Source organism: Mycolicibacter heraklionensis (assembly GCF_019645815.1).
Classification (GTDB): domain Bacteria; phylum Actinomycetota; class Actinomycetes; order Mycobacteriales; family Mycobacteriaceae; genus Mycobacterium; species Mycobacterium heraklionense.
Window position 1 is genome coordinate 168,493 of record NZ_CP080997.1, and the last position, 11,233, is coordinate 179,725.

Annotated in this window: 11 protein-coding genes; 4 read left to right on the forward strand and 7 right to left on the reverse strand. The window is 66.2% G+C overall.

Annotated elements, in window-relative coordinates:
• The 6 genes from K3U94_RS00840 to K3U94_RS00865 are packed head-to-tail and all read right to left on the reverse strand — an operon-like array spanning position 1 to position 6,565.
• Positions 1-1,134: an MCE family protein gene (locus tag K3U94_RS00840; protein ID WP_082108104.1), complete on the reverse strand. Its 1,134-nt coding sequence runs from the start codon at positions 1,132-1,134 to the stop codon at positions 1-3.
• The gene (locus K3U94_RS00845; protein ID WP_047320374.1) at positions 1,131-2,174 is read right to left on the reverse strand and encodes an MCE family protein; all 1,044 of its coding nucleotides are present in this window, start codon (positions 2,172-2,174) and stop codon (positions 1,131-1,133) included. The genes K3U94_RS00840 and K3U94_RS00845 overlap by 4 nt, the downstream gene beginning before the upstream one ends.
• Positions 2,167-3,261, reverse strand: coding sequence for an MlaD family protein (locus tag K3U94_RS00850; RefSeq protein ID WP_046283295.1), 1,095 nt, complete (start codon positions 3,259-3,261; stop codon positions 2,167-2,169). The genes K3U94_RS00845 and K3U94_RS00850 overlap by 8 nt, the downstream gene beginning before the upstream one ends.
• Positions 3,258-4,835 carry an MlaD family protein gene (locus K3U94_RS00855; protein WP_047320375.1) on the reverse strand — a complete coding sequence of 526 codons (1,578 nt, stop codon included), beginning with the start codon at positions 4,833-4,835 and terminating at the stop codon, positions 3,258-3,260. The genes K3U94_RS00850 and K3U94_RS00855 overlap by 4 nt, the downstream gene beginning before the upstream one ends.
• Position 4,836: 1 nt before the next feature.
• Positions 4,837-5,694: an ABC transporter permease gene (locus K3U94_RS00860; RefSeq protein WP_047320376.1), complete on the reverse strand. Its 858-nt coding sequence runs from the start codon at positions 5,692-5,694 to the stop codon at positions 4,837-4,839.
• 1 nt (position 5,695) lies between these two features.
• Positions 5,696-6,565: an MlaE family ABC transporter permease gene (locus K3U94_RS00865; RefSeq protein ID WP_047320377.1), complete on the reverse strand. Its 870-nt coding sequence runs from the start codon at positions 6,563-6,565 to the stop codon at positions 5,696-5,698.
• Positions 6,566-6,888: 323 nt separating this feature from the next.
• On the opposite strand from K3U94_RS00865, the gene K3U94_RS00870 reads away from it, so the two are divergent.
• The 4 genes from K3U94_RS00870 to tnpB all read left to right on the forward strand — a co-directional run bounded on the left by K3U94_RS00870 (position 6,889) and on the right by tnpB (position 10,455).
• Positions 6,889-7,536 (forward strand): hypothetical protein, encoded by a 648-nt coding sequence (locus tag K3U94_RS00870; protein ID WP_052956957.1) that lies wholly within the window; start codon positions 6,889-6,891, stop codon positions 7,534-7,536.
• Positions 7,537-7,721: 185 nt separating this feature from the next.
• Complete coding sequence (locus K3U94_RS00875; RefSeq protein WP_047320411.1) at positions 7,722-8,348, forward strand: Rv1363c family protein; 627 nt, start codon at positions 7,722-7,724, stop codon at positions 8,346-8,348.
• Between the two features lie 69 nt (positions 8,349-8,417).
• Positions 8,418-9,002: an IS607 family transposase gene (locus K3U94_RS00880; protein WP_047320378.1), complete on the forward strand. Its 585-nt coding sequence runs from the start codon at positions 8,418-8,420 to the stop codon at positions 9,000-9,002.
• The gene (gene tnpB, locus K3U94_RS00885; protein ID WP_105294448.1) at positions 8,995-10,455 is read left to right on the forward strand and encodes an IS607 family element RNA-guided endonuclease TnpB; all 1,461 of its coding nucleotides are present in this window, start codon (positions 8,995-8,997) and stop codon (positions 10,453-10,455) included. Before K3U94_RS00880 ends, tnpB begins: the two co-directional genes overlap by 8 nt.
• Positions 10,456-10,496: 41 nt before the next feature.
• Here tnpB and K3U94_RS00890 read toward each other — a convergent pair whose 3' ends face one another.
• Entirely contained in the window at positions 10,497-11,219 is a 723-nt protein-coding gene (locus tag K3U94_RS00890) for a pirin family protein (protein ID WP_047320379.1), read from the reverse strand.
• Positions 11,220-11,233: the final 14 nt, after the last annotated feature.

Genomic DNA, 11,233 nt, shown 5'->3' on the forward strand with positions numbered 1-11,233 from the left:
CTACTGCCCCATCATCGAGAGTCCGTCGAGGACGTACGTCAGCCCGAAGTCCGGGCCGTAATCCGCCAAGGTTCCGGTGCCGCAGCCTAATTGCCGCAAATGCATCATGTTGCACAGCTCCTTGGTGCTTTGACTGTCGACCAGGCTCTTGTCGACCAGGGTGTGAGCCCGGATCGCCCCGTTGTTGGTGTCGACGGCGTTGTAGATGTTGTCCAGCGCCAGCGGTAGCAGGTCTATTAGCTCCGCCAGGTCGCGCTGCTTATCCACGAGGGTGGTTACGGCAGTGTCGCCGTTGAGGATGCTCTGCTTGAGGTTGTCACGGTTGGCTTGCAGCAGGGCGGTCGCCTGCGTGATGATCTCGTTGAACTTACGCCCAGTGCGTCCCGCCCCGAAGTCCTCGTCGGCGAGCATCTGACTCAATTGGCGGGTGGTGGAACCGAATTGACGCAGCCTCGCGTCATTGCGGGCCGCCGCGTCCATCAGCGAGCTAAGATTGACGATGATCGAGGTCAACTGATCACCGGTCGCCTCGCCGCGGTCGGAGCTCAGTCGCAACGCCCGAGACAATTCGCTCAGGGCCGACTTGATCTTCGCGCCGTTGCCGCCGGCGATGTCGGCGGCGGCGTTGATCACGTCGGCTACCGGCCCGTTGCCGTTGCCGTCGCCGCTGAGCGACTTCGAAACCCTGTCGAGCATGTCAAGCACACGATCGAATGCCACTGGTGTCCGGGTGCGGTTCAGCCCGATAGTGGTGTGGTCGGCCAACACCGGACCGCCGGTATAGGCTGGCGTCAGTTCGACTTGCCGAGCGGTGAGGATCGAGGTGTTGATGGTCACCGCGTGCACGTTGGCTGGGATCTTTACGTTGCGGTCGACGGTGAACTCGGCCTCGACGTACCCGCCCTTCGGGGTGATCTTGGTGACCTTGCCCACCGGCATTCCGAGCACCGCAACCACATTGTCCTCGTAGAGGCCTGCGGCGCTGCCGAATTGGGCGGTGACGGTGATGTGTCCGCCGAACGGGTTGAGGTAGTAGGCGGCCACGGCAGTGACGAGCAGTACTCCTGCGGTCAGCGCACTCACCAGCGCGGCGACACGGCGGCGGCTGCGGGTGGCGGTCGGCGGGGCGCTCATTTGCAGTCCTTGAAGTACTCGATCATGCCGAACTGCTTGGCGCGGCCACTGATCGCGCACATCCACGAGTCGATCGCCATCCCGTTAACTAGGTAGGTTTCGAAAGCCGGTCCGTAGCCGGTGGCATTGGTCAGACCCCGCAATGGCGGCGGTGCGGCCTGCAGCAGGCTGCGCAGCAGGTCGTCATGCTGGCCGAGCATGTCGGATAGCGCACGCAGGTTGGCCAGCATGTCGTCGAGCATCGTCCGGTCGCTGACCACGATGTTGTTCAGTTGACCCACCAGACTGGTCAGCGCAGCCAGCATGGCGTGGAAGGTGTGCTGTCGCGCTACCAGTTCCCCGAGGAAATCCTGGCCCTGATCGACCAGGTTGCCCAGGTTCGTCTGCTGGTTGTGCAAGGTGTTGGCCACCCGCTGGGTGCTGGCGAGCAGGGTGCCGAGCTGATCACGCCGGTCGGCGGTGATCTTCGACAGCGTGTGCAGATTGGCCATCGCCTGTGGAACCACCGGGGGCAGCCCGCTCAGCTGTTGGCCGAGCACGGCCAGGGACTGGCCGAACTGGTCGGAGTCGACCTGGTCGAATGTGGTGGTGGCGTCCTCTAGCAGCGACTCCAGCGAATAGGGCACCTCGGTGTGGGCGAGCGGGATCCGTTTGTCGGGCAGCGAACCCGGGCCGTCGGGTTCCAGTCGCAGGTAGCGCGACCCGAGGATCGTCATCACCTGGATTTTGGCCCCGGTGTCTTTGCCCAGCGGAATGTTGTTGCGCACGGTAAAACCGGCCTCGACGTGATCGCCGGCGAGCCGCATGCTCGTTACCCGGCCCACCTCGATGCCCGCGATCACGATGGGATTGCCCGGCGCCAGCGCCGCGGCCTGGGCGAACTCCGCGGTGTAGCGGGTGTAGCCGAAGCCGGCCAGCTTGACCAGCAGCGCCGCGGCGACGACGACCGCGACAACCGCCAATGCCGCGAACCCCAGCCAGGTGGTGTTGTAGGACTCCAGTGTCCGGGAGCGCCACCTGCGGAGCGACTGATTATCCATTGACGGTGTTCCTGCATCTCGGGGTGTGCCAGGCCAGGTTCTTCATGGTGATGGGCGTGGCGTTGCCGGGCGTGGCGGCGTTGACGATGATCGTGGTGATGTCGTTGAGGCCGGGAAAGAACCCGGTGATGTTCAGGTCGCAGACATACGTGGAGCCGTAGGCGCCGTCCCCGAGTACCCGACCCAGGCCTTTGAGCAGCAGTGGCAGGTTGTCGCCGGTGAAAGCCAGCTGCGGCTCGATTCCGGCCATGTGCTTGGAGAACCCGGGTTCCCGGTTGATCATCTCATCCAGGGAGGGGAAGACCTCGTCGGCGATCGTCGACAGCTGCCGGGTCACCTGGGCCAGGGAGCCGACCGAGGACTGCAATGCCGGGCGACGCGAGTCTAGGTCGGCGACCGCTCGCCGGGCCTGCGTCAGCGCGTGGTCCAACTGATCGTTCTGCCCGGCGATGGTGCCGGTAAGCCGGTTCAGGCTGGTGATGAGGTCGCCGAGCACCTCGTCGCGCCCGGCCAGCGTCGCGGTGAGCGTCGACGACTGATCCACCAGTGCGGTGATAGACGCCTGGTCGCCTTGCAGCGACTCCAGCACACCCCGGGTCAGATCGTCGGCCTGCTTGGGATCCAGCAGCGACATCAACGGTTTGAAGCCGTTGAGCAGCGCGCCGACGTCGAAGGACGGTTCGGTGTGGTCCACCCCGATCACGCCGCCGCGGGGCAGCACTCGTTCGTCCCCCCCGGTGTACTCGCCGTCTTTGCCCAGCGACAGCCCGAGATAACGCTGCCCGATAATGTTCTGGTAGGTCACCGACGCGACGGTGTTGGCATACAGCTTCTGGTTGCTTTGGACGATGAACGAGACCTTCGCTAACTTCCCTTCCAATGCCACCTCGTCGACCCGGCCCACCCGGACCCCGGCCATCCGGACGTCGTCGCCTTCGCGCAGGCCGTACACATCGGTGAACACGGCCGCATACGGCGTCGTCGCACCAGAGACGTCGCGGCGCAGCGTGGCATAGACCAGCCAGGTCAGCACCATCGAGACGACCATGAAGATGGACAGTCCGATCAGCGGGCCGCGGAATCTCATTTGTGGCCTCCCGTGTCGGCGGGTACGAACGAGACCGCGTTACCGCGGGCGACCGGGCCGAGCAGCAGCTGCGCCGCCACAGATGCCGGCTCACGCTGGCCGGTGATCAGGCCCAGCTGGTTGCGTTCGGCCTGGCTGCCGACCGGACCCACGTTGCCGCCGAAGGCCGCGGGGGCCGCGGGCGCCATCGGGGAGGCCGGCTGCCACTCCGGTGCATGCGGCAGTGACGGGATTGGCGGCTCGGGCGGAGGCGGCGGGCCGAGGTCGAGCGGGTCGCCGGTGCTGGGAATCCGGGGGGCCGGGCCGGTCCACCACGGCAGCGGCGGGTTGGTGCCCTCCAGGCTGCGATTCGGGTTGACCAGGGGCGGTCCGACGGCACGGAGGTTCCCATCCGGGCCGATCTCGGTGCCCGCCGGCGGTTCCAGGCCGGCCGGGAAGTGGTAGTTCTGCGGCAGCATGTTCTCAGGCAGCTCGGAACGCACCTCGATCATCGGCGCGGTGAAGCAGCTCGGCCCCTTCAGCTCGCCGTACTGCGGGCAGTCCGCGCGGGTGTAAGTGTGCATCGGGGTGAACGACAGGTTGAACCGCGTGTTCTTGGAGACGAGGTCGGGGTCGTAGAAGTGGTCGAAGAATTTCTCGGAGAGCCGATTGACCCGGGTGAAGATCGGGACGTACTTGTCGGCGTTGTTGGCCAGCACGCCAACAACGGGCGTGAGGTCGTGGGTGATCTGGATCAGTTGGTCGATGTGGTTGTCCAGGGCTTCCCGGGCCACACCCACGGTGTGCTGGCCACCGCCGACCAACGAGGCCAACTCGGCGCGCTTCTGGGCGAACGCGCGCATCGGTTCGACGGCCTGGTGCAGCGCGTCGACGAGGTCGGGAGCGGTGGACTGCAGGCCATGGGTGGCATCGAGCAAGGCCGAGACGGTCGATGGGCCGGGGTCGGTGGCGACGATGCCGTTGAGCTGATCGAGCAGCCGGGACATGTGCGCGCCCGCATTGAGCAACGCGACGCGCCGATTGTCGGTGGCCGCGCCGACGGCGGCCAGGATGCCCAGACTGTGGTCTTCGCGCCCGCGACCGGTGGCGGCCAGGATGTCGCGCAGTTTGGACACGGTGGTCTGGAAGATCACCGTGGACAGTTCGCCGTTCTCGGCGATGTGGGTGCCGGTACGGATGGTGGGTCCACCGGTTCCGGAGTCCACCAGCTGGATGGACGAGACCGCGAAAACGTTGGACGGCACCACGCGGGCGGTCACCGAATGCGGGATGTCCTTGGCGTAGTCGGGCTTGAGGTTGATGTGTACGTAGTTGGGTTTGCCGTAGGCGGCGGGGATCACGTCGGTGACATTACCGACTAGCAGGCCATGGTACTTGACGTCGGACTGGGCCGGCAGCCCGTCGCCGACGTTGATCAGGTCGGCCACCACCCGCACGTAGGAGTTGAGCATGCCGGTGGACTTGGCCAACAGGCCGCCGGTGGTCAGCGCGATCACCAGCAGGACCGCGATCCCCGCGCCCAGCAGTTGCTGTTCGGAGGGGCCGCGGCCGTCGGTGTCGAGCGAGTTGGCCATGTCAGCCACCGAACCTTGCGCCGGCGTCGATGCTCCACAGCGCCATCGTCAGCAGCATGTTGACCATGATCACGATCGTGATGGAAGCCCGCATGGCCCGGCCGGAGGCCACCCCGACGCCTTCGGGTCCGCCGGAGGCGTAGAAGCCGTAGTAGCACTGCACGGTAGAGGCCAGCCACACGAACACCACGCACTTGAGCACGGAGTAGACGATGTCCTTGCCGCTCAACATCATTGTGAAGTAGTGCGTGTACGGGCCGATGGAGCCGCCGCCGATGATGCCGGTGACCAGCTGGCAGGTCAGGTAGGTGATCGCCAGACAGGCCACGTAGAGCGGGATCACCGCGATGGTCGCGGCCAGCAGTCGGGTGGTGACCAGGAACGGAATGGGCCGGATCGCGATCGAATCGAGGGCGTCGATCTCCTCGGCGATTCGCATGGCGCCGAGCTGCGCGGTGAAGCGGCAACCGGCCTGCATCGCGAACGCCATCGAGGCCATGATCGGTGCCAGCTCGCGGGTGTTGACCAGTGATGAGATGATGCCGGTCGCGGGCCCCAGCCCCAGCAGATTCAGAAAGTTGTAGCCCTCGATCGCCACCAGCGCACCGGCGGTGAAGCCCAGGACGATCGCCACCCCAGCGGTGCCGCCACCCACCACGATGGAGCCGTTGCCCCAGGCGATGTCGGAGAGCAACCGCAGAAACTCCTTGCGGTAGTGACGTAGCACGGTCGGAACACCGGCCGCGGCGCGGCCGAAGAACACCAGCATGTGTCCCAAGCGGATGGTCGGCTCGGACGCCATCCGGTAGGCGCGCAGCAGCGGGCGCGCGAATGCCGGGACATAGGACGACGCGGTCATCTCACAGCCCCGTCCGTGGGTAGAGCACGTTATAGAGCTCGCTGATGCCGACATTGACGATCATCAGAACCAGGATCGACTCGACCACCGAAGCGTTCACCGAGTTGGCGACGCCGGCCGGACCGCCGCGGGTGGACAGTCCCTTCTGGCAGGACACCACCGCGACGATCGCGCCGTAGACCACGGCCTTGATCAGCGCGACGATCATGTCGCCGGTGGTGGCGAACGAGGAGAACGTGGCCACGAAACTGCCGGGCGCGCCCTTCTGGAAATACACGTTGAACAGGTAGCTGGCCAAAAAGCCTACGAAGCAGGTGATTCCGGTCAGCGCTACGCCGATCATGATGGCCGCGGCGAAGCGGGGGACCACCAGCCGACGGATCACCGAGACGCCCATCACCTCCATGGCGTCGGTCTCCTCGCGCATGGTTCGCGAACCCAGGTCGGCGGTGATGGCCGACCCGACCGCGGCGGCCATCAGCATGGCCGCCACCAGCGAGGCAGCCTGCCGGATGACAGCGAGCCCGGCAGCCGCGCCGGCCAGTGAGGTGGCGCCGACCTGGTTGGCCAGCAGCGCGAACTGAATGGAGAGCGTGACCCCGATCGGCAATGCGACCAAAACCGTCGGCAGCACAGCGGTGTTGGCCATGAAGGCGCTCTGCCGGACGAACTCGCCCCATTGGAATCGGCCGCCGAACAGGTCGGAGAAGAAGTACTGCACGGTGCGCACCGCCAGGACGCACTGTTCGCCGACGGTGGTCAGCGAGGCCAGCGGGTGGCGGTTGACATAACCGGCGGTCCAGTCCTGGATGGCTGCCACTCCGTCGAGCGCAGGCTCGGCGGCGAGGTCGCGGTCGTCCTGGGTGGTCATTTGTCGCCGATCGTGGTCGTGAGATCACCTGAGGTTGCCGTTCGCGGGTGCGGCAGATGATCCATGGCGGCCACCATAGTCAGCGTTCGTACTCCGCGGTAGGGTTCGGAACTTCTCGGACCAACTGGTGGGTAGATAAAAAGGATACGCATGGCTACCAAGGGGGATGAGCTCATGGGGTCTCGCCGCGACCTTTCATCCGGACATGATGTCGGACACAATGCCCCGGCAAGGGCGCTTCAGGCAACATGACTCCGGTTATGGCGGAGTTACCGGCCAGTAGCACGCGTTTTCGTGGTTTTGGCATCCTCGTGCGGGCGTCGATGGCGATACTCGACCGGGACAAGCGCGAGACGTGGAAGGAGATCGGGGCGGTGCCGAAGCGGGCAGGGTGGACCCAGATCGCTGCCACAGTCGCGTGTGCGACGGCAGTCACCGGTGTGCTGGCACCGGGTTCCGCGCTCGCCGACCCGGATCAGCCGCCGGCGCTTCCGGGATTCACCCCCGCGCCCACCGACTGGTCTCCACACATGGACATCTGGCCGTACAGCACCTTCACCTATCAGGTGACGCCCGAGATGATCGGCGGCATGTCGGATTCGTGCCAGTGGTTCAACGCGCAGTTCGACCCGTTGATGGGGCAGATCAACGCCTTCAACCGCAACCTTGCCGACCACCGCGACGCCTACGCCGGCGTGCAGTCGCAGGCGGATGCGGTGGTGGCCAACATCGACCGGTCGACCGGCTTCCTGGGGCCACGACTGCAGCCGTTGACCATCCGCAACACCCCCGACAACTTCGGTCCCTACTCGCCGATCTACGGCGGGGAACAGCTGACCGGCGTGCTGTTCCAGCTGTCGCGCATCGCCGACAGCATGCGCAAAAAGCAGCCGGCAGGCTTCACCCGCCCACACATCGACTCCGCAATCGGATGGGCCAACGCCCTGCGGAATTCCCGGGCCTGCACCTAAGCGGCGATTGCAAGCGCGGCGAAGCCGGGCGCTGCAGGTCGCCGCCATCAAGCGAGAACCCGCGGGAGCGGGTTGGGGTAGGTTCGGGGGGCGTTGCGGCCGGACGGCCCCCAGCAGGCGGACCACGAGAGGTAGTTCAGGTGTCGGACCGTGAGGACGAGCAGGCGGCTACCGAAACCGAGGCCGTGGAACCGGCGGTCGAGACCGTCGACACCGAGACCACGGACACCGAGACCGCCGATACCGAGTCCGCCGAGGGTGCGGTCGACGAGTCCGCCGACGAGTCCGCCGACGACTCCGCCGACGAAGCCGACAAGCCCAAGCAAGGCATCGGCGGCCTGAAGCCGAACCGGCGGTGGGTCGCCGCGGCGGTCCTGGCGCTGGGCCTGATCGGGGCGGCCTACGAGGGCTGGCTGCTGTTCGCCCACCACCAGCGCACCGTGGCCGCCGCGCAGGCGCTGGAGGCAGCCGAGAAATACACCCTGGCGCTCACCAGTGTGGACCCCACCGCGATCGACAAGAACTTCGCCGAAATCCTCGACGGAGCCACCGGTGAGTTCAAGGACGTCTACAGCGCGTCCAGCGAGCAGCTGCGCCAACTGCTGATCGACAACAAAGCGTCCGCGCACGGCACCGTCATCGACTCGGCGGTCAAATCCGCCAGTAAGAACAAGGTCGAGGTGCTGCTGTTCGTCGATCAGTCGGTGAGCAACAAAACCGCACCCCAAGCGCAGATCGACCGCAGCCGCATCGTGATCACCATGGAGAAGGTGAACGGCCGTTGGCTGGCCGCCAAGGTCGAGATGCCCTGACCGCGGGGGGTTCTGAACTGTTCGTCAGAATGTGATTATTCGTGATCGAATGTGTGTTTCATTGAGTGTGTGAAATTGGCTGAGTGGGCGCGGATACTGGGGGTGCATCCGCAAACTGCGTATCGGTGGTTCCGGGAGGACCGGATGCCGGTGCCTGCTCGCCGGCTGGAGTCGGGGACGATCTGGGTCGACGTGGCCGACATGTCGGCTGCCGGCCGCACGGTCGTGTATGCGCGGGTGTCTTCGCACGATCAGCGTGCGGACCTGGAGCGCCAGGTCGCGCGACTGACGCAGTGGGCTACCGCCAGGGGGTATGTGGTGGGCGAGGTGGTGTGCGAGGTCGGGTCCGGGCTGAACGGGAAACGGCCGAAGATCCGGCGGGTGTTGTCCGACCCTTCTGCCAGTGTGGTGATTGTGGAGCACCGTGACCGGCTGGCCCGTTTCGGAGTCGAGCATCTCGAAGCCGCGTTGTCCGCGCAGGGCCGGCGCATCGTGGTGACAGATCAGGGTGAGACCGAAGACGATTTGGTGCGCGACATGATCGAGGTGCTGACCTCGATGTGCGCGCGCCTCTACGGTCGGCGGGGAGCGCGTAATCGGGCGATGCGGGCGGTGACGGCCACCAAGCATGTCGGGGCTGGTGTGGATGGCTAGGTTCGAGGTGCCTGAGGGCTGGGTGGCGCAGGCGTACCGGTTCGGCCTGGATCCCACGCCAATTCAGTTGCGGGTGTTGGCGTCTCATGCTGGTGCGGCACGGTTCGCGCATAATCACATGCTCGCGTTGGTGAAAGCGGTAAACGATCAGCGGGCCGCCGAACGGTCCTACGGCATCGCCGAGGATCAGTTGACCCCGGTGTTGGGGTGGTCGTTGCCGGCGTTGCGCAAGGTCTGGAATCAGCGCAAAGCCGACTGTGCTCCGTGGTGGGGCGAGAATTCGAAGGAGGCCTACAACACCGGGCTGGATGGGTTGGCACGCGGGCTGGACGCGTGGTCGAAGTCCCGCAAGGGCCAGCGCGCTGGCCGCGCGGTGGGCTTCCCGCGGTTCAAGTCGGCCCGTGCTCGGCGCTCGGTGCGGTTCACCACCGGGGTGATTCGCATCGAGGCTGACCGCCGGCATGTCAGCCTGCCGCGGCTGGGTGCGGTGCGCACCCATGAATCGACCCGCAAGCTGGCCCGTCGCATCGAGGCCGGCACGGCGCGGATCTTGTCGGCCACCGTGGGTCAAGACAGTGCCGGGCGTTGGCATTGCGCGCTACAGACCATCGTCGCCGCCAAGACCCGACCCGCGCACGCTCTGCGGTCGGTGCATCCCGTCGTCGGGGTTGATGTTGGGGTGAAAGCGGACAGTCTGCTGGTCGTGGCGACACCGGACGGTGTCGAGGTCGATCGGATCCCGGCGCCGAAGTCCCTGAGCGCGGCGCAATCCCGGTTGCGGGCGTTGCAGCGCCGAGCCGCCCGCCAACACGGCCCCTATGACCCGGCCGCCAGGACCAGGCGGGCTCCGTCGATGCGGTGGCGGCGCACTCAGGCCCGGATCGGGCGCACCCATGCGTACGCCGCGGCGGTGCGCCGCGACGTACTGCACAAGGCCACCACCGTGCTGGCCCAGCAGCACCAGGTCGTGGTGGTCGAAACTCTGAACGCCGCGGGCATGCGCTCCAAAGGCGGCGCTTACAAGCGCGGGCTCAACCGTGCCCTCGCCGATGCTGCGCTGGCCCAGATCCGGGGCATGCTGGGCTACAAGACACAGTGGTACGGCTGCCATTTGGTGGAGGCCAACCGATATTTTCCGTCTTCGAAGTTGTGCACGGCGTGTGGGAGGCGAAAGCCAAACCTCACCCTCGCCGATCGAGTCTTCGCCTGTGACGAATGCGGTACGCGGGTCGATCGTGATCTGGGTGCTGCAATCAACCTCGCCCGACTCGGCGTACCCACACCCGTGGGTGAACGGAGTCCCGCCGGGAGTGGCCCGGTGGCAGGACGTGGAGCCACGCGTGAGACCGAACCCGCGCCAGCGGGCGACGCCGCCGGTGATGAAACGTCAACCCCGCACCACCACCCGGTGGATCAGACGGGGACCGCCTCACCGCAAGGCGAGGCTGCCTGATGAACGAATGCACTCACATTCGCTCACCAAAAGGCAACGGCTTAACGGCCCAGCCGCCTTTCCATCGCCCAGATCAACACCTCCGACGGCGCGACCGCAGCCAGGCGTTGACCACCGCCGCCGGTGAAGCGGACCGCGTCGCCGGCATCCAAGGCGCCGGCTCCCTCCAACTCGACACCGCCGAGGGCGACGAACAGGTGCACGTACGGGGCATCGGGCACCTCGACGCTGTCGCCGGACTGCAGCCGAGCGGCGTAGAGGGTCGCGTCGGCATTGCCCACAGTGATCGCGGCGTCCTGGTCGCGGCCTGAGGCGACGGTGACCAGCCGGCCGCCCGCCAACGCGTCACCGATCTCCTGCTGCTGATAGCCCGGTGGACGCCCCGGTGAGTCCGGCATGACCCACATCTGCACGAAATGCACCGGTTCGGAAGAAGATTCGTTCTGCTCCGAATGGAGAATGCCGGTGCCCGCCGACATCCGTTGCGCCAGACCGGGATGGATGACGCCTGCGTTGCCGATCGAATCGCGATGGCTCAACGCGCCGGACAGCACCCAGGTGACGATCTCGGCGTCGCGGTGGGGGTGGGTGTCAAAGCCGGCACCCGGTTCCACGACATCATCGTTGTTGACCAGCAGCAGCCCGTGATGGGTGTTGTCCGGGTCGTAGTAATCGTTGAACGAGAACGAATGCCGCGAGTTGAGCCACGGCGCCCGAGTGGCCGCACGGTCGTCAGCCCGTCGCACCTCGAGCAGGCCGGTCATGACTTCCAAGGTTA

Coding starts and splice junctions, on each gene's coding strand:
- K3U94_RS00840 (WP_082108104.1), bottom strand. CDS start 1,134: ATGAGCGCCCCGCCGACCGCCACCCGCAGCCGCCGCCGTGTCGCCGCG.
- K3U94_RS00845 (WP_047320374.1), bottom strand. CDS start 2,174: ATGGATAATCAGTCGCTCCGCAGGTGGCGCTCCCGGACACTGGAGTCC.
- K3U94_RS00850 (WP_046283295.1), bottom strand. CDS start 3,261: ATGAGATTCCGCGGCCCGCTGATCGGACTGTCCATCTTCATGGTCGTC.
- K3U94_RS00855 (WP_047320375.1), bottom strand. CDS start 4,835: ATGGCCAACTCGCTCGACACCGACGGCCGCGGCCCCTCCGAACAGCAA.
- K3U94_RS00860 (WP_047320376.1), bottom strand. CDS start 5,694: ATGACCGCGTCGTCCTATGTCCCGGCATTCGCGCGCCCGCTGCTGCGC.
- K3U94_RS00865 (WP_047320377.1), bottom strand. CDS start 6,565: ATGACCACCCAGGACGACCGCGACCTCGCCGCCGAGCCTGCGCTCGAC.
- K3U94_RS00870 (WP_052956957.1), top strand. CDS start 6,889: ATGGCGATACTCGACCGGGACAAGCGCGAGACGTGGAAGGAGATCGGG.
- tnpB (WP_105294448.1), top strand. CDS start 8,995: ATGGCTAGGTTCGAGGTGCCTGAGGGCTGGGTGGCGCAGGCGTACCGG.
- K3U94_RS00890 (WP_047320379.1), bottom strand. CDS start 11,219: ATGACCGGCCTGCTCGAGGTGCGACGGGCTGACGACCGTGCGGCCACT.